Here is a 17919-nt window from a genome sequence, read left to right as displayed (position 1 = left end):
CGCAGGAGAGATCCTCGTGAGAAGCTCGACAAAGATTGAGTTTTCGTTGCGGAGTTACTTGCGAGGATTTCTCCTCTGTCGAAATGACAAACTGCACGGAAATAGTGTTGTGAAAATGATTGCCCTAGCCCCGATAGAAGTGGAAATCCTTTTGTGTCCGCCGCCGCGGATACAAAAGATTGGAACGTATAGCGGGATTAGCTCCTAAAAAAGAATAGTTTTATCACAGAAATTGAAATGACAAGATTGTCTATAAACAACAAACCCGACAAGTTTTAAAAACCTGTCGGGTTTACTATTCGCATACAATTCAAATCCAATAAAAAGATCCCAAATCCTAAATGGTTTGCGTCCCAACCTTTGTCAAAGTTTTAAACTTTGACAAAGGTCTTTGCGTAAAGTTATCGAATAAAAAAAATCCCAAACTCCAGTTAAGAATTGGAATTTGGGATTTTAAAAATTTGTAATTTTAAAATTTTACTCTACAATATTAGAAGTCGTAACATAGAAATCCTTATCAACTATAACTTTTCTATCTTCATTATTTGTCTTTTCTGATTTCCATTCTGTTGTTGGTTTTAACCAAGTATCTTGACCATTCAAATTCACTTTTACAGGCATATCAAACTTAGCTACACAATTTGTCCAATGGTACCCAAAAGATCCGTCTTTGAACATGTATTCAAAAACAGGAATTTGAGTTGTAGTCAAATATTGTGCATAAACCCTGTTGAAGTTAATTCCCGATTGTGTATTGATGTAATCCTGGATTTGTTTTCCGGTAACGGTTTGATGATAAAAAGTACTGTTTAAACCTCTTAAAATAGATTTCCATTTTACATCATCATTGATAATCTGGCGCATCATGTGCAGCATACTTGCTCCTTTTGGATACATATCGCCCGATCCTTCATTATTTACATCATAATTACCTATAATTGGCTTATCGTTTTTGATACCTTTTCTGCAGCCAATAATATATTCTGCAGCAGCGTCTTTTCCGTAATAATATTCAAGGAAAAGACTTTCAGAATAGTTGGTAAAACTTTCGTGTACCCACATATCAGCGATATCTTTGTATGTAATATTATTAGCAAACCATTCGTGTCCTGATTCGTGAATAATGATAAAATCAAATTTTAATCCCCAGCCCGTTCCGCTTAAGTCACGGCCTAAATAACCATTTTTATAACCATTTCCGTAAGTTACGCTACTTTGATGTTCCATTCCTAAATAAGGAGCTTCAACCAATTTATAGCTGTCTTCGTAAAAAGGATACGGTCCAAACCAGTTTTCAAATGCCTTAAGCATTTTCGGGGCATCCTTGAATTGCTCTTTGGCTACAGCCAAATTATAACTCAAAACATAATAATTACAATCTAAATCTCCTTTTTCTCCTTTAAATTTTTCTGAGAAATTTACATAATCGCCAACATTAATGTTTACACCATAATTATTAATTGGGTTAGAAACATACCAATTAAAGGTTTTGGTTCCGTCTTTTTCCTTTTTAACACTCTGTAATCTTCCGTTTGAAACATCCGTTAAATGTCCGGGAACATTCACGCTGATCAGCATATTTTCGACTTCATCATACATATGGTCTTTGTTTGGCCACCAAACGCTGGCGCCAAGACCCTGACAGGATGAAGCAATAAAATCTTTTCCGTTTTTGTCTTTTTTCCAGGTAATTCCGCCATCCCACGGTGGATTTACGGCTTCTTTTGGTTTTCCTCCAAATGAAATTACGATTTCTTTAGTCTCGCCTACTTTTTGGGCTGCGGTTAACTGAATAATAAAGGCATTTCCGTCTCTTTCAAATTTCAGTTCTTTGCCATCCTGAGTCACTTTATAAATTTGCATAGGTTCCTGCAAATCAATCTGCATTTTATTATACGCTGTCAAAACAGTATAACGAACAGTATTTGAACCCTTAATCGTTTTTTCTTTTGGATCTACTTTTACATCTAAATGATAAGATTTTAAATCCCACCAGGCGCGCTCTTTTGTAATGCTTCCGCGTAAAGTATCCTGATGTGTAAAAACCGTTTCAGACTTATTCAAAAGTCCTTGTGCATTGGCATTAAAACCAATTAAAAAGGCGATAAAAACGCCACCAAAGTATTTTTTCATACAAAATAAATATTTGCTTTTAATCGAAATAAAAAAGGCTTTTCAACCTCTTTAAGCTTCAACAAATGTAAACATTCGAATCAAGTATTAAATGATTTTATATTCCCGATTCGGAAAATTTAATGTTAAAATTCATTTATTCTTCTTTATTTTAGCCAATCAAATTCATTTATGTTAGTTATGAAAATCAGTCCAATCGTCGTGTTTTTAAGTTTTATGTGTTCGATAACAAATTATTCGCAAAATATTGCCATTCACAAAACTAATGACGAGATAAAAATTGATGGAGATTTAACGGATTGGAAAACTCCATTTTTAGGCCCGTTTGTTATTCATAATTCGGGAGAAAACGCTACTCAGAGTACTTTTGTTTCACTTGTGTGGAATGATGAAAACTTATACGTCGCCTATCGTTCTGCAGATTCTAAGATAATTGGAAAACCTCAAAAAAAAGATGCACCAATTTTTAATACCGATGATTTGGTAGAGTTTTTTATTGATCCTGATGGCGATAGTCAAAACTATATCGAAATTGGAGTGAATGCTTTTTCGTCTAATTATGATTTGTTGCTAAAATGTATTTCACCAAATTGTGGCGGTTGGAATACCGCTATGAGTTTTGATATTGCAGGATTAGAAAGCGTAAGCAAAATAACTCCTGAAGGTTATAATACCGAAATTAAAATTCCTTTTTCGAGTTTAAAAAACATTAAAAACGGTAATTTTACCCAACCAAAAAGCGGAACAAAATGGAGAGGAAATGCTTTTAGAATTGATTACGGTGATGCAACAGAATATCTTGCATTACAATATTATAAGAGTTTAAAATATGGATTTCATCAACCGGAAGAATTTGCGGTTTTTGAGTTTGTGGAATAGCGTTAAGATCGCACGCGGATGACGCGGATTCGCTTACGGGAAAACACGGATTTTTTATTCTTTTTTATTAATTTCAATTTTTGTCAGACTGAGCGAAGTCGAAGTCCCGCAAAGTGATTCAATAAACGGGACTTCGACTTCGCTCAGCCTGACAAGATTGTATAAAAAATATCTTAAACTACTTCTGACGTTTCTTCAAAACATCTACCACATCATTCAACTGAAAGCCTTTTGCTTGCAGTAAAATCAAATAATGAAACAATAAATCAGCGCTTTCGCTAAGGAATAAATCGTCATTATCATCTTTTGCTTCAATAACCACTTCTACAGCTTCTTCACCTACTTTTTGAGCAATTTTATTGATTCCTTTTTCGAATAATGAAGCCACATAACTTTTCTCTGAATCAGCATTTTCTCTTCGGGTTTTGATGGTATTTTCTAATTGAGAAATAAAACCATAGTTTTCCTTATTTTCTTCCTGCCAACAAGTATCAGCACCAGTATGGCAAGTTGGTCCAACCGGTTTTGCCTGAATTAAAAGTGTATCGCCATCGCAATCATTTTTGATATCTACAAGATTCAAAAAGTTACCGCTCTCCTCGCCTTTTGTCCAAAGTCTTTGTTTGGATCGGCTGAAAAAAGTTACTTTTTGAGTTTCTATTGTTTTCTGAAGCGACTCTTCGTTCATATATCCCAACATCAAAACATTCTTTGTTTCAGAATCCTGAATAATTGCCGGAATCAATCCGTGTGCGCTTTTTATATCTACGTTCATGTTATTTTAGATTTTAGTCCCGATAGCTATCGGGAAGATTTTAGATTTTTCTGCACTCTATGGTTATTTTATTTTAGATTTTAGAGTTCAGATTTTAGATTCTTAACATCTTTTCTAACTCTATTCTCTTTATTCTTTACTCTATTTTCTAAAGTCTAACCTCAATATCATTGCTTCTCAATTCTTCTTTTAAAGCCTTAATCTCAATTTCCTTAAAGTGAAAAACACTCGCAGCCAAAGCCGCATCAGCTTTTCCTACTTTGAAAGAATCTACAAAATGCTGAATGTTTCCGGCACCTCCCGAAGCAATAATTGGAATATTGATTAACGTTGATAATTTAGCCAAAGCTTCGTTTGCAAAGCCATTTTTGGTTCCATCATTGTCCATTGAGGTGAATAGAATTTCTCCTGCTCCTCGTTCTGCGACTTCAACAGCCCAATCGAACAGATTTAGCTCTGTTGGAACTTTTCCTCCAACCAAATGCACAATCCATTGTCCGTTTATTTGTTTGGCGTCAATCGCGACAACAACGCACTGACTTCCGAATTTCTGTGCCAAATCATTAATCAATTGCGGATTTTTTACCGCCGATGAATTAATCGAAACTTTATCAGCACCATTATTCAAAAGGATCTCAACATCTTCTACAGATGAGATTCCGCCGCCAACCGTAAACGGAATATTAATTTTCTCCGCCACACTTCGTACCATATTTACCAACGTTTTACGACGTTCTTCAGTAGCCGAAATATCCAGAAAAACCAATTCATCTGCACCTTCAGCCGAATAAATTTCGGCCAATTCAACAGGATCGCCGGCATCGCGTAAATCTACAAAATTAACGCCTTTTACGGTTCTTCCGTTTTTTATATCCAAACAAGGAATGATTCTTTTTGCTAACATTTTTTTAGTTGTTTCACTGAGATTCACGAAGATTTCACAAAGATTCGCAAAGATTTTTTTGTGAATCTTTGTGTTTTACTTTATGCAGCTTTGCGGAAGACTCTAATTTTATTTATTCAAATAAAGGACTTAAAAAAGTTCTTTCGTAACTTATAATACATCTTGTGTCTTCTGCAAGTTTAAAAGCTTCTACACACTCTTGATCGTCTTTTGAAAACATTTGTTTTCGGTAATTTTCATAATCTGTTAAACTTGGGAAAGAAAACAAAGCATAAGCAATATTATTTGCCCCTTCCGAAGGCATAAAATAACCGTGATGCTGACCTCCCAAACGGTTTACGATTTTAATCCATCTTTTACCGTAATCTTCAAAAACAGCTAATTGATAAGGATCTATAACGTATTTTAAGTGACATGTTATCATAATCTGTTGTTTAATGTGATATTCTTTTAATGTGCCAATTAGAAAATTTGATAATTAGATAATTTAAAACGCGATGCAGAGAATTATCTAATGACTAATTATCTCATTTTCTAATTATATAATCCTCCAGTTGTTTCAAAGTTATTCTTCCTTCATAAATTGCTTTTCCAATGATTGTTCCTTCGCAGCCTAATTCAGCTAATTTAGGCAATTCATCAAAAGTTGAAATTCCTCCGGATGCAATTAGTTTTACTCCAATAGCTTCTTTTAATATTTTTTCATACAAATCAAAACTCGGGCCTTCCAACATTCCGTCTTTTGCAATATCAGTGCAGATAACATATTGAATTCCTTTAATTTGATAATCCTGAATGAACGGAATCAAATCTTCATCTGAATCTTCTAACCATCCTGAAACCGCTATTTTTTCGTCTTTGGCGTCAGCCCCAAGAATAATTTTATCAGAACCATATTCTGAAATCCATTTTTCGAAAATAGCTCTGTTTTTTACAGCGATACTTCCTCCAGTAATTTGGTTTGCACCACTTTCGAAAGCAATTTTCAAGTCTTCATCGGATTTTAAACCACCACCAAAATCAATTTTTAAAGTGGTTTGCGTAGCAATTTGTTCCAGAATTTTATAATTCACAATTTTACTTGATTTTGCACCATCAAGATCTACTAAATGCAAATATTCTATTCCGTGCGCTTCAAATGATTTCGCTACTTCAAGTGGATTTTCGTTGTAAATTATCTTAGTATCATAATCGCCTTTTGACAAACGAACGCATTTTCCGTCTATGATATCTATGGCTGGTATTATTCTCATTTTTTGATATTTTAGATTTTAGAGTTCAGATTTTAGATTATTGAAAAACGATTACTCTAAATTGTTTTTTAAATTGAAATTGATTTTTGATATTGTTATTGCAATTGAAATTTTAAAATTTTACATTTTTAAGAAATTTTCTAAAATCTTTTCCCCAACCGCCCCGCTTTTCTCCGGATGGAATTGAGTTCCGTAAAAATTATCCTTTTGTAAAGCCGAAACATATTCCAATTCATAATTCGTTGTAGCAATGGCTTCAGTACAATTTGGAGCGTAAAAACTATGCACCAGATACATGAATTCATTCTCAGCAATTCCTTTAAACAAATCCGATTTTAAATCATAAATCTGATTCCATCCCATTTGTGGCACTTTTACTTTCGATGTAAATTTAATTACATCAACATCAAAAATCCCCAAACCTTTCGTATTTCCTTCTTCAGATGAATTGCACATCAATTGCATACCAAGACAAATTCCCAAAACTGGCTGTTTCAAAGTCGGAATCAAACTATCCAAACCGCTTTCACGAAGTTTAGCCATAGCCGAACTCGCCTCGCCAACGCCTGGAAAAATCACTTTATCAGCCGCTAGAATTTCTTCCGGATTATTACTCAAAACAGCTTTAAAACCCAGTCTTTCAATAGCAAACATAATGCTCTGAATATTTCCTGCTCCGTAATTTATAATTACTATTTTCATTCTAAGTTTTTATTAAAATCTTTTTATTGCCTATTTTATTAAAGAGATTTTCTGATTTTTTTTCAAGGATGATATACTCTTCTAGTTCTTTTCGTCCAAGCAAAACTTCCAAATAGGAGTACGTAAATTCATTACAAATATATTCCCGTATTAATTCTTTAGCTTTTTTATAATCGTTACGTATTTCAAAATCATAATTTTCATTATTTAAAATAAACTCTTTAAAAACAGTTCGCCGAAAACTATGATTATGTGTATTAAGGAGATCTTTAACTCTGTGTTGTATTGTTCTTGTTTCACCAACATAAACAATTCTATCTAATTGATCTCTTAAAATATAAACTCCAGCACAACTTTCTTTCCCGCGAAATCTCTCTTTCCAAAAATTAGGATCGCTTTTTAATTCAATTCTAGCACCATTAAACAATTCATCAGCTAATCTTTGTAATTCTTTAATATTCTCCATTTTTCTTATAATAAAAATCTTATATGCATATTTACTACAACATTCCCTTTGTACTTGGCAAAATCATTTTTTCTGTATCTCTTTTCACCGCTACTTTTATGGCTTTCGCGAAAGCTTTAAAAATAGCCTCAATTTTGTGGTGTTCGTTTGTTCCTTCAGCTTTGATGTTGATATTGGCTTTGGCACCGTCAGAGAATGATTTAAAGAAATGATAAAACATTTCTGTTGGCATTTTACCCACCATTTCGCGTTTGAAATCGGTTTCCCAAACCAGCCAGTTTCTACCGCCAAAATCAATTGCCACTTGAGATAAACAATCGTCCATTGGTAAACAGAATCCGTAACGTTCGATTCCTAATTTATTTCCTAACGCTTTTGCAAAGACTTCGCCCAAAGCAATTGCCGTATCTTCAATCGTGTGGTGTTCATCGACTTCAAGATCACCTTTTACAAGGATTTCTAAATCCATCTGACCGTGACGCGCAATTTGATCTAACATATGATCAAAAAAAGCAATTCCGGTTTCGATTTTACTTTTTCCCGTTCCGTCAAGATTCAAATCGATAAAAATATCCGTTTCATTGGTTTTACGCGTAATTGATGCCGAACGTGCTTCCAGTTTTAAAAACTCATAAATACGTTTCCAATCTGTCGTTTGCAAGATAATTGTGTCGTTTAATTCCTCACGTTTCGACGAAATTTCATTACTTCCAATTCCGTCTGTCATATTCATGAAAATCGCTTTTGCTCCCAGGTTTTTAGCCAGTTCAACATCTGTCAAACGATCACCTAAAACAAAAGAATTCTCTAAATCATATTCAGGATTATTCAAATATTTATTCAACATTCCCGTTCTAGGCTTGCGTGTTGGCGCATTATCTTCAGGAAAAGATCGGTCTACAAAAATCTCATCGAATAAAACGCCTTCATTTTCAAAGGCTTTTAAGATAAAATTCTGCGTTGGCCAAAACGTATCTTCCGGAAAACTATCCGTACCCAACCCGTCCTGATTGGTTACCATCGCTAATTCGTAATCTAATTCATTAGCAATTTTAGCCAAATATTGAAACGCTTTTGGATAAAATTCAATTTTTTCTAAAGCGTCCAATTGTAAATTTTCAGGTTCTAAAACAATCGTTCCGTCACGATCGATAAAAAGTACTTTTTTCATATATTATATTTTGAGAATAAAGAATATAGAGTAAAGAGAATAGACTTTTCATTCTATATCTAAAGTTGTTACATTTTTTTTATTCGTTCTTTTCTCTATATTCTTTATTCTATTTTCCTATTTCAATAACTTCAATTCTCTAATCAAAACTGCATTTTCTTCCGGAATTCCAATCGTAAAACGCAGGCAATTTTCGCATAAAGGCTGAGTTGTTCTGTTACGAATCACAATCCCTTTTGCAATTAATTGATCGTATCTTTTATTAGCGTCATCTACTTTTACCAAAACAAAATTAGCTTCTGTTGGATAAATTTTCTCTACAAAAATTACTTCCAGTAAAACTTTAAGCAACTCTTCTCTTTGCTCAATAATAGAAGCTATTTCCTGTTTTATTTTATCCGAATCTTTCAAGCGAACTATAGCTCTTTGTTGTGTTAATTCGTTTACATTATACGGAGGTTTTATTTTGTTTAAAACCGAAATCACAGCTTCAGAACCATAACAAATTCCCAAACGAATTCCTGCCAAACCATAGGCTTTTGAAAGCGTTTGTGTGATGACCAAATTTGGATATTCATCGATTTCTGTTAACCAGCTTTCTTTGTCCGAAAAGTCGATATACGCTTCGTCGATTACAATTAAACCTTTAAAATTTTGAAGTAATTTCACCACGCTTTCATCAGAGAAAGAATTTCCTGTTGGGTTATTTGGCGAGCATAAAAAGATGATTTTTGTATTCTCGTCAACAGCATCTAAAATCTTATCAACCTGTGGCTGAAAATCGGTTGAAAGCAACACTTCTCTATTTTCTACCGCATTGATATTCGCCAGAACGCTATACATTCCGTAAGTTGGCGGCAAGGAAATAATATTGTCTGTTTTTGGTTCGCAGAAAGCTCTAAAAAGCAAATCTAAAACTTCATCGCTTCCGTTTCCTAATAAAATCTGACTTGACTTAACATTGTTATTCTTCGCCAAAATCGCTTTAACCGAACTCTGTTGAGGATCCGGATAACGATTCACGCCATTTTGAAACGGATTTTCATTGGCATCCAAAAAAATCATTTCGGCAGTATCAAAATCTTCAAACTCATCTCTGGCAGATGAATAAGGTTTTAATCTTTTTACATTTTCTCTTGTTATTGTATCTATATTAAAGTCCATTCTTTATATATTTCTCGCAAAGACGCAAAGGCGCAAAGCTTAGATTTAAATTAATTCGTGCTAATTCGTGACATTCATGGCAAAAAATTAAGCCTTTAAAGAATCTAATCTCAAAGTAACAGCATTTTTATGCGCTTGCAAACCTTCGGCTTCAGCCATAACTTCAATTGCTTTTCCTATGTTTTGAATTCCTTTTTCTGAGATTTTTTGGAATGTCATTGATTTCATAAAACTATCCAGATTTACTCCGCTGTAATTCTTTGCATATCCGTTTGTTGGCAATGTATGATTCGTTCCCGAAGCATAATCTCCGGCACTTTCAGGAGTGTAATTTCCAATAAAAACAGAACCCGCATTTACGATTCCGTTACAATAGAAATCATCAAATTCTGAACATATAATAAAGTGTTCCGGTCCGTATTCGTTGATTAAATCCAAAGCAATCTGATCATTTTTTACATAAATCAGTTTTGAATTTTCAATGGCTTTTTTAGCAATTTCTTTTCTCGGAAGCGCTTCAACCTGAATTTGAACTTCTTTTTCTACAGCATCAATTAGTTTTTTTGAAGTCGAAACTAAAATCACCTGACTGTCTGTTCCATGTTCTGCCTGAGACAATAAATCAGAAGCTACAAAAGCCGGAACCGCTGTATCATCAGCCACAACCAACAATTCTGAAGGACCCGCCGGCATATCAATTGCTACTCCAAATTGTGTTGCCAATTGTTTTGCCACCGTTACAAACTGATTTCCAGGTCCGAAAATCTTGTATACTTTTGGGATTGATTTTGTACCAAATGTCATTCCCGCAATCGCCTGGATTCCTCCTACTTTTAATATTTTGGTTACACCACACAAATTAGCAGCATATAAAATGGCAAGATTTATTTTTCCGGTTTTATCCGGTGGTGAACATAAAACAATTTCCTTACAACCCGCAATTTCAGCAGGAACTGCCAACATTAAAACCGTTGAGAACAAAGGTGCGGTTCCGCCCGGAATGTATAAACCAATTTTTTGAATCGGTCTTTTCTCTTGCCAGCAATTTACGCCTTCAGTAGTTTCTATTGAAATTCTATCTGTTTTTTGAGCAGTATGAAATTTATAAATATTTGCTTTTGCTAATTGAATTGCCTCTTTTAATTCAGTAGAAATTGAATTAACGGCTTCCTGAATTTCTTCTGAGGAAACTTCGTAGTTTTCTAAAGCTATTCCGTCAAAGATCGAAGTGTATTTTGCAACGGCTTCATCTCCTTTTTTCTGTACTTCTTTGAATATTTCTTTCACCGTAACTTCGATATCATCGATGGTTTTGGTTGGTCTTTTTAATATTTCTGACCAGGTATCTGGTTTTGGATTGTCTATCTTATTCATGCTGTATAATTTTACCGCAAAGGCGCAAGGTTTTTTTACTATTCTTTGTCTTTAAAAACGCTAAGTTCGCAAAGCTGTTGTTGAAGTTTGGAATTTGGATTTTTTACATTGAAATTTTGACTCTTTTGGAATTTGGAATTTTTATATTGGAATTTCTTTTAAAGTACCATTTTCTCAATTGGGCAAACTAAAATTCCTTCGGCTCCGGCTTCTTTTAGTTTATCGATTACGTCCCAGAAAGTGTCTTTGTCTATTACCGAGTGAACGCTGCTCCACCCTTCCTGTGCCAATGGCAAAACGGTTAAACTTCTTAAAACAGGTAAGATTTTTCCAATTTCGTCGATTTTATCGTTTGGCACATTCATTAAAATGTATTTTGAATTTCTGGCTCTTAGAACAGATTGTATTCTGAATTTTAGAGTATCGATGTGTTTCTGAATTTCAGGAGAAACTTTTGGAGAAACGGCTAAAACAGCTTCGCTTTTCAGGATTACTTCTACTTCTCTTAAATTGTTTTTGAATAAAGTGCTGCCGCTGGAAACGATATCTACAATAGCATCAGCAAGGCCAATATTTGGGGCGATTTCTACAGAACCTGAAATTTGGTGAATATCGACAGATAGCCCGAAAGAGCTAAAATATTCATTTACTGTATTTGGGTAAGAAGTCGCAATACGCAAACCTGCTAAATCCTGAATCGAATTGTATTCGAAGGTTTTAGGAACGGCTACAGAAACCTTGCATTTTGAAAATCCAAGCTTTTGAATCACTTCTATATGCTTTCCTTTTTCTACCAAAAGATTATCACCAACGATCGCAAGATCTACCACTCCATCAATTAAATATTGAGGAATATCTGAATTTCTCAGATACAAAACTTCTAGAGGAAAATTTGAAGCTTCAGCTTTTAACTGATCGTTTCCGTTGTTAATCGAAATACCGCAATCTTTTAAGATTTGAATGCTGTCTTCGTTTAAACGACCTGATTTTTGAATTGCAATTTTTAACGTACTCATTTTTTTAGTTTTTGTTGGATTAATAGTTTGAGTACAAAGAATTGGTATAAAAAAACCCGTTTGATGTACTCAAACGGGTTTTAAAATATGATGATTTACATGCATACCATTAACACATCGCCTGAGAGCAATAATGAAAATGATGATGATGTAATTGAATTGAAATCATGATTTGTGTTGTGTTTTATTCTTTGATTCGGTTGCAAATATACTAGTTAATTTCATAAAAAAGCAATTTTTAATTTAACTTAACGATAGTTTATTGTTAAAAAAAAGTCCGAGACCTTGTTTTATTAGATTTTTTAAATTTACGATAACGATTTCATATTCTCATTAAAACTCAACGTCACAGTCGTTCCTACTTCTATTTCGCTTTCAATTTTAAATTTAATATGAAGCAATTCTGTAATTCTTTTTACAATCGACAATCCTAAACCAGTTCCTTTAATTTCAGGATGATCTGTTGAATTGGATCTAAAGAAAGGATTAAAAATAGCCTCTAAATCTTCTTTAGCAATCCCAATTCCAGTATCTGAAATTTTACATATTATTTTATCATTTTGTTTAGAAAGCAAAATCATCACCTCGCCATTTTCATTAGTGTATTTAATAGCATTCGAAATAATATTTCTTAGAATTGTAATTACCAAAAAGTTATCTGACTCGATATAATAATCTTCCTGAGCATTCAATTTGACATTAATATTCCGACTGTTTATCTTCTCTGAATTTAGTGTTAAAACATCCAGAATCAAGGCATTCAAATAAACAGATTCCGTATTTATATTCTTCTTTTGATTCTCAAATCTAGCCATTAATAAAAGCTGATCGACTAACATATTGAGATGATCCACCTCTTTAATACAATAATTTATTTTTTCTTCATATTCCTTATTATCACGAGGTTTACGAATTAAAACTTCCAGAGTTCCTTTAATAACTGTTAAAGGCGTTCTTAATTCGTGTGAAGCGTCAGATGTGAATTGTTTTTCACGTTCGATTGCATCTTCAATACGGTTTAATAAATTATTTATGGTTTTAGAAAGCGTATATAATTCGTCACGGGTTTTGGGCAATGTAATACGGGTTTTCAGATTGTCTTTGGTAATAATTTTCGAAGTATTAATTATGGCATTTATTGGTTTTATACTTCGTCCGGCAAAAAAACGGGCAATGAAAAATAACAATACCAAAATCCCTAAAAAGGACAAGCACATGATATCGAATAAATTATTTAATACCAATTTAGAATCAGCAAGTGACATGGCCACGATCACATATCCTATTTTTTTATCTCTAATATGAAGCGGAACCTGAATTTGCCTGATAGCATGATCGCCCATTTTAGCATCAAACAATTCAAAATCCTGTACTGAATCATTAAATTCAAGTATTTGTGTTTTAAGATTTGGCGCTTTATCCGTGATTTTTTTATTTACATCTAAAAACTCCACAAAAACAGGATTTACATCTACCGTATTATGTTCGCGTTCTTTCCATTCCTCTTCATCTATAAGGATCACTTTCCCGTTTACTTCTTTGATTTCATCGAGATGATTCTGAATTTCAACCTTAATTTTCTCATCAATATGACTGTAAACTGTGTGTTTTACTATCGAATAAATAACCGAAAAAACAGCAACAATAAGTAAACCGGTTGTGATAATGTAGTTTAATGCAATTCTATTTTTAAAAGAAAGTTGTATCATTTATAGATCGTTAGCGATATAACCAATGCCGCGAATTGTTTTTATATAATCTTCTTCAATTTTTAAGTTGAGTTTTTTGCGAATGGCATTCATAAAAACATCAATTACGCCGGTATCGTATTCAAAATTAATCTCCCAAACATCTTTTAAAATCTGATTTCGGGTACAAACTTTTCCTTTATTTTGTATTAAATAAGTCAGCAATTCAAATTCGCGTTGTGTAAGAGACACTTCTTCATCGTTCTTTAATACAATATGTTTCGATAAATCGACTTTTATGGTTCCTAAAGTCAGAATTTCTGAGCGTTTTTGATTTCTAAAATGAATCTTTATTCTCTCTACTAATTCTTCAAAACTAAAAGGCTTTTTGATATAATCATTTGCTCCAGCCTTTAGACCTTCTATTGTTTCCTGAACTGTATCTTTTGCCGTTAAAAAAATAATTGGAGTCGTTTGATCTTTAACTCTAATGGCTTTACATAAGTCTAATCCGTTGATCTTGGGCAGCATCCAATCGAGTAAAATTAAATCGAATTTCTGATTCTGAATCAACTCAAAACCTTTTGAACCATCATTTGCGGTGGTAACCTGATATCCTTCTTCCTGCAAACCTTGTTGCAAAAACTGAACAATACCTAACTCATCTTCAACTATTAGAATATGCATGGATTTTTTATCTTTTTTATTTAAGATTTCTTTTTTGAATTAGTCAAAGATAAATATTTTAAAATTCTGAAAATGCTTAAAATCATGAGAATACCTAAAAAACATCATCTTAAGAAAACATTAAGTTAACACTAAGCAAGGTTAAAGCATAACTTCATCTGGAACTAATGAATGAGAATTAATTTTGTAAAAAAATTATCACATGACTTTTTATAAGAAGCTTTCTCCTTTTTACAATCTAGCGTTATTTTATTGTATCATCAGTTTTATATTAAGAATCATCTTATTATTTCATCCAATAACACAAAGTTCTTTTACGATTCTTGAGAGCCTGAAAATCTTTTGTTTAGGATTTATTTCAGATATATTCACTTTTATAGTGGCAAGTGTTTTTTTATGGCTGTATTTGATTTTTATTTCTAATGCTAAATACAACAAACCATCAGGCTATATTATTCTGGGTATTTTTGTTGCGCTGTTTCTTTATGTCGCATCAGGAAAAAGTATTTTTGATGAATACGGAGGTGCTTTGCCAAGAATTATTTTAATTTTTATCGGAATTAAAACGGGGCTTTTTGCTTTGCTGCTTTTTCTTCCAGAACTAAGGGACAAAATCAGGTATTGGTTATTTGCTTTTGTCATTTTCCTATATGTTTTACTAATCCTGCAAAACGGAATAAGCGAATACTTCTTCTGGAATGAGTTTGGGGTAAAATACAATTTCATTGCTGTTAATTATCTGATTTACACCAATGAAGTTATCGGTAATATTATGCAATCTTATCCTGTGATTCCTATATTTTCTGTTTTGTTTCTGGTAACGGCGATTATTACTTATTTTATTTTAAAAAGATCCAGAAATTATATTGATGCTATTCCTTCTTTAGTTGAGAAATTGAAAATTTCCGTGCTTTATATTGGTCTATTTTTAATCTCACTAATTGCTATTCCGTCCTTAGCAAAAACAGAAAATTCCAGAAATGTTTTTGTTAATGAATTACAAGCTAACGGATTGTATAAATTTTATTTGGCTTTTGAAAATAACAAATTAGATTACTTCAAATTTTATAAAACGCTATCAAATAAAGAAGCTTATACTTTACTAAAACAACAATATCCGGCTATCTCAGGCGAAAACACCACTCGTTCTATAACAAGCGATTCTATTGAAAATCATAAAAATGTGGTATTGATTACAATAGAAAGTTTAAGTGCTGAATACATGAAAGCTTATGGGAATCAACAAAATATAACACCTTTTCTGGATAGTTTGGCTCAAAAAAGTTTGCAATTTACCAATCTTTATGCTGCCGGAAACAGAACCGTTCGCGGGCTTGAAGCAGTTACACTTTGTTTGCCTCCAACTGCCGGCGAAAGTGTTTTGAAAAGAGAAGACAATAAAAACAAATTTTCGACTGGAGCTATTTTCAAAAAACGCAATTACAATGTAAAATTCATGTATGGCGGAGATGCTTTTTTTGATAACATGCAGGATTTCTATTCCGGAAATGGTTATGAGATTGTAGACAAATCTAGTTTTTCTCCTGAAGAAGTTACTTTCGAGAATGTTTGGGGAGTTTGTGATGAGGACATGTACAACAAAGCAATTAAGGTAATGAATGCCGAAGCGAAGGAAAACAAACCTTTCTTTAATCATATTATGACAGTGAGCAATCACAGGCCTTTTACCTACCCAAATAATAAAATTGATATTCCGGGAGATATAAAATCACGTGATGGCGGTGTAAAATATACTGATTATTCGCTAAAAAAATTCTTTGCAATGGCGAGCAAACAACCTTGGTTTAAGAATACTGTTTTTGTTATTGTTGCAGATCATTGCGCGTCGAGCGCAGGTAAAACACAACTTCCGTTAGACAAGTACAGAATTCCGGCTTTTATTTATGACCCAACAGCTCAACCTGAAAAATGTAATAAGCTGATGTCGCAAATTGATCTTATGCCAACGCTTTTTGGTTTATTGCATTTTAGTTATGAAAGTAAGTTTTTTGGTCAGGACGTTTTGAAACCGGATTACAAACCACGCGCTTTTATTGCGACTTATCAGGATCTGGGATTGATAAAAGATAATGTTCTAACGATTTTATCGCCTAAACAGCAAGTGAAACAATTTGATTTGCAAGTGAACTCAAAACCAGGAATCGCACCTGAATATCAAATTGAGTATAGTGAAAAATGCATGAAAAAGGAAAGAACTGATTTGGTAAATGAAACGATTTCTTTTTACCAGACAGCTTCGGATATGTTGAAAAGTAAGAAATATCAAAAGTAAATTGAACTTAAAAAATTCCAAAATTTAAATTCTAAAAGCCTCGAGTAAATTCCAAAATTGGTGATGGCACGCGGATGATACGGATTTAACTGATTTACGCTGGTTTTATTTTTTTATAATGCCTGTTTTTATCTCTTGGTTTAAAATTAAATATCTTATGAAAACGAGTGCCATAGCCCTGATAGAAGCGGTATCCTTTTATTTTTTTTCTTTAGAAAAAAATAAAAGATACAAGCGTATAGCAGGAAATAGCTCCTAAAACTTCAACTTTGCTTATATAAAACATTAAAAAAGCCTCAAATTCAAATGAATCTGAGGCTTTTGATCTGAAAACTGAGACTGAAAACTGTCTTAGTCGTTTTGATTTTTCATTCCGAATAAGTTTCCTTGTTGGAATAACTTTAAATCGTCTCTTAAAAATTGGTAGTTTCTTTGTGTAACCGATGGCGCATCTAAATCACTTAAATCAGGTTTTCCGGCATTTACCCATGCAGTATACCAAAAACTTGCTGTAGCAGTAATGGCTTTTCTCATTTGGCTTTCTACCATTCCGTTTAATTGTTCGTGTAATTTTTTAGCATATTCATCAGAGAAAACAGCTGTGTTATATTTGCTTTTTAGCACTTTTCCTTCAGCGTCCATTTTAAAAACCTGACCTTCCGGAGTACCTGTTCTTAGTTTTTTGTCGATGTCTAATAACGGTTGAGCTAAACTATGTGTATCATTGATCATGTCCCAGGTTGCCTTATGAACATCCTGATAATATTGAGCCTGAGGAACGTTTAATTTGTAATTTTTAGCAAACAATTCAGGTAATCTACTTTCCCAAAGTGAATGAATTCCTTTTTGATCACTTAATTGACCGTCATGATTGGCAGAAGTATGCAATGGCATGTGCGCATCGCCTATATAATGTCCTAAGTCTGCAGCAAGAAACAAGATTTCTGCTCTGTTTTTATCTTTGAAAGCTTTGGTTAATTTTACCATCATATCTTCGATATACCAAGGTAAAATACCATTATCATTCAGGAATTTAGCATCGTATTTTTTCTTTGCAGCTTCTAAAGTCTGCGGAATACTGTCTACGGCTCCAAAATTTTCCATGTCGAAATAATGCCTTGGATTCTCATCTTTATAGTTTAAAGCATATTTTCGAATATCCGGCACAGAAGCTTCCTGGGTAATAAAATCGATATGATTGTAAAAAAATACCTGTAGCGACTGTGGCAAGGCCATTACTGCAGCTTTATTAATACGCTCATGGCCAACGATTCCCCATGATAATGTCAAAAAACCAATTGCTGATGCAAATATTGCGATTAACAACGGTTTCATTTTAAAGTTTTTCATTTGTTTTTATTTGAGGATGCAAATTTATCTCATTTAAAGATAATTTAAAACAATAGTGCTAATT

The 17919-nt window shown here is 33.3% G+C and carries 16 protein-coding genes; 2 read left to right on the top strand and 14 right to left on the bottom strand.

The window, feature by feature from the left end; genetic code table 11:
• Positions 1 to 477: 477 nt before the first annotated feature.
• Positions 478 to 2133: a M1 family metallopeptidase gene (locus LNP81_RS19185; protein ID WP_230038617.1), complete on the bottom strand. Its 1656-nt coding sequence runs from the start codon at positions 2131 to 2133 to the stop codon at positions 478 to 480.
• Positions 2134 to 2313: 180 nt separating this feature from the next.
• Here LNP81_RS19185 and LNP81_RS19180 point away from each other — a divergent pair, with 180 nt between their 5' ends.
• Positions 2314 to 3012: a carbohydrate-binding family 9-like protein gene (locus LNP81_RS19180; RefSeq protein ID WP_230038615.1), complete on the top strand. Its 699-nt coding sequence runs from the start codon at positions 2314 to 2316 to the stop codon at positions 3010 to 3012.
• Between the two features lie 178 nt (positions 3013 to 3190).
• Here LNP81_RS19180 and hisIE read toward each other — a convergent pair whose 3' ends face one another.
• The 12 genes from hisIE to LNP81_RS19120 form a co-directional block, all read right to left on the bottom strand.
• Positions 3191 to 3787, bottom strand: coding sequence for a bifunctional phosphoribosyl-AMP cyclohydrolase/phosphoribosyl-ATP diphosphatase HisIE (gene hisIE, locus LNP81_RS19175; RefSeq protein WP_230038613.1), 597 nt, complete (start codon positions 3785 to 3787; stop codon positions 3191 to 3193).
• A gap of 148 nt (positions 3788 to 3935) precedes the next feature.
• The gene (hisF, locus tag LNP81_RS19170; RefSeq protein ID WP_230038611.1) at positions 3936 to 4691 is read right to left on the bottom strand and encodes an imidazole glycerol phosphate synthase subunit HisF; all 756 of its coding nucleotides are present in this window, start codon (positions 4689 to 4691) and stop codon (positions 3936 to 3938) included.
• A gap of 112 nt (positions 4692 to 4803) precedes the next feature.
• Positions 4804 to 5115, bottom strand: a complete 312-nt coding sequence (locus LNP81_RS19165; RefSeq protein WP_230038609.1) for an NIPSNAP family protein — start codon at positions 5113 to 5115, stop codon at positions 4804 to 4806.
• Positions 5116 to 5218: 103 nt separating this feature from the next.
• A complete protein-coding gene (gene hisA, locus LNP81_RS19160) occupies positions 5219 to 5944 on the bottom strand; it encodes a 1-(5-phosphoribosyl)-5-[(5-phosphoribosylamino)methylideneamino]imidazole-4-carboxamide isomerase (RefSeq protein ID WP_230038607.1) in 726 nt (241 codons plus the stop codon).
• Positions 5945 to 6064: 120 nt separating this feature from the next.
• Positions 6065 to 6646, bottom strand: a complete 582-nt coding sequence (gene hisH / locus LNP81_RS19155) for an imidazole glycerol phosphate synthase subunit HisH (protein ID WP_230038604.1) — start codon at positions 6644 to 6646, stop codon at positions 6065 to 6067.
• Position 6647: 1 nt separating this feature from the next.
• The gene (locus LNP81_RS19150; RefSeq protein ID WP_230038602.1) at positions 6648 to 7112 is read right to left on the bottom strand and encodes a GIY-YIG nuclease family protein; all 465 of its coding nucleotides are present in this window, start codon (positions 7110 to 7112) and stop codon (positions 6648 to 6650) included.
• A gap of 34 nt (positions 7113 to 7146) precedes the next feature.
• Complete coding sequence (gene hisB, locus LNP81_RS19145) at positions 7147 to 8283, bottom strand: bifunctional histidinol-phosphatase/imidazoleglycerol-phosphate dehydratase HisB (protein WP_230038600.1); 1137 nt, start codon at positions 8281 to 8283, stop codon at positions 7147 to 7149.
• Between the two features lie 117 nt (positions 8284 to 8400).
• Positions 8401 to 9447 (bottom strand): histidinol-phosphate transaminase, encoded by a 1047-nt coding sequence (gene hisC / locus LNP81_RS19140; protein WP_230038598.1) that lies wholly within the window; start codon positions 9445 to 9447, stop codon positions 8401 to 8403.
• An 87-nt stretch (positions 9448 to 9534) separates the two neighbouring features.
• Entirely contained in the window at positions 9535 to 10821 is a 1287-nt protein-coding gene (gene hisD, locus LNP81_RS19135; protein ID WP_230038596.1) for a histidinol dehydrogenase, read from the bottom strand.
• A 158-nt stretch (positions 10822 to 10979) separates the two neighbouring features.
• Positions 10980 to 11837, bottom strand: coding sequence for an ATP phosphoribosyltransferase (gene hisG, locus LNP81_RS19130; protein WP_115845717.1), 858 nt, complete (start codon positions 11835 to 11837; stop codon positions 10980 to 10982).
• A gap of 308 nt (positions 11838 to 12145) precedes the next feature.
• On the bottom strand, positions 12146 to 13546 hold the full coding sequence (locus tag LNP81_RS19125) for a sensor histidine kinase (RefSeq protein WP_230038594.1): 1401 nt from the start codon (positions 13544 to 13546) through the stop codon (positions 12146 to 12148).
• Positions 13547 to 14212, bottom strand: coding sequence for a response regulator transcription factor (locus LNP81_RS19120; protein ID WP_230038591.1), 666 nt, complete (start codon positions 14210 to 14212; stop codon positions 13547 to 13549).
• 202 nt (positions 14213 to 14414) lie between these two features.
• Here LNP81_RS19120 and LNP81_RS19115 point away from each other — a divergent pair, with 202 nt between their 5' ends.
• The gene (locus LNP81_RS19115) at positions 14415 to 16505 is read left to right on the top strand and encodes an LTA synthase family protein (RefSeq protein ID WP_230038590.1); all 2091 of its coding nucleotides are present in this window, start codon (positions 14415 to 14417) and stop codon (positions 16503 to 16505) included.
• A 351-nt stretch (positions 16506 to 16856) separates the two neighbouring features.
• Here LNP81_RS19115 and LNP81_RS19110 read toward each other — a convergent pair whose 3' ends face one another.
• A complete protein-coding gene (locus tag LNP81_RS19110) occupies positions 16857 to 17855 on the bottom strand; it encodes a zinc dependent phospholipase C family protein (RefSeq protein ID WP_230038588.1) in 999 nt (332 codons plus the stop codon).
• Between the last annotated feature and the right edge of the window lie 64 nt (positions 17856 to 17919).

The organism is Flavobacterium piscisymbiosum, assembly GCF_020905295.1.
Lineage (GTDB): Bacteria > Bacteroidota > Bacteroidia > Flavobacteriales > Flavobacteriaceae > Flavobacterium > Flavobacterium piscisymbiosum.
The sequence above is the reverse complement of the archived record's forward strand: the minus strand, read 5'-3'. Positions and strand labels throughout refer to the sequence as shown.

Coding starts and splice junctions, on each gene's coding strand:
- LNP81_RS19185 (WP_230038617.1), bottom strand. CDS start 2,133: ATGAAAAAATACTTTGGTGGCGTTTTTATCGCCTTTTTAATTGGTTTT.
- LNP81_RS19180 (WP_230038615.1), top strand. CDS start 2,314: ATGAAAATCAGTCCAATCGTCGTGTTTTTAAGTTTTATGTGTTCGATA.
- hisIE (WP_230038613.1), bottom strand. CDS start 3,787: ATGAACGTAGATATAAAAAGCGCACACGGATTGATTCCGGCAATTATT.
- hisF (WP_230038611.1), bottom strand. CDS start 4,691: ATGTTAGCAAAAAGAATCATTCCTTGTTTGGATATAAAAAACGGAAGA.
- LNP81_RS19165 (WP_230038609.1), bottom strand. CDS start 5,115: ATGATAACATGTCACTTAAAATACGTTATAGATCCTTATCAATTAGCT.
- hisA (WP_230038607.1), bottom strand. CDS start 5,944: ATGAGAATAATACCAGCCATAGATATCATAGACGGAAAATGCGTTCGT.
- hisH (WP_230038604.1), bottom strand. CDS start 6,646: ATGAAAATAGTAATTATAAATTACGGAGCAGGAAATATTCAGAGCATT.
- LNP81_RS19150 (WP_230038602.1), bottom strand. CDS start 7,112: ATGGAGAATATTAAAGAATTACAAAGATTAGCTGATGAATTGTTTAAT.
- hisB (WP_230038600.1), bottom strand. CDS start 8,283: ATGAAAAAAGTACTTTTTATCGATCGTGACGGAACGATTGTTTTAGAA.
- hisC (WP_230038598.1), bottom strand. CDS start 9,447: ATGGACTTTAATATAGATACAATAACAAGAGAAAATGTAAAAAGATTA.
- hisD (WP_230038596.1), bottom strand. CDS start 10,821: ATGAATAAGATAGACAATCCAAAACCAGATACCTGGTCAGAAATATTA.
- hisG (WP_115845717.1), bottom strand. CDS start 11,837: ATGAGTACGTTAAAAATTGCAATTCAAAAATCAGGTCGTTTAAACGAA.
- LNP81_RS19125 (WP_230038594.1), bottom strand. CDS start 13,546: ATGATACAACTTTCTTTTAAAAATAGAATTGCATTAAACTACATTATC.
- LNP81_RS19120 (WP_230038591.1), bottom strand. CDS start 14,212: ATGCATATTCTAATAGTTGAAGATGAGTTAGGTATTGTTCAGTTTTTG.
- LNP81_RS19115 (WP_230038590.1), top strand. CDS start 14,415: ATGACTTTTTATAAGAAGCTTTCTCCTTTTTACAATCTAGCGTTATTT.
- LNP81_RS19110 (WP_230038588.1), bottom strand. CDS start 17,855: ATGAAAAACTTTAAAATGAAACCGTTGTTAATCGCAATATTTGCATCA.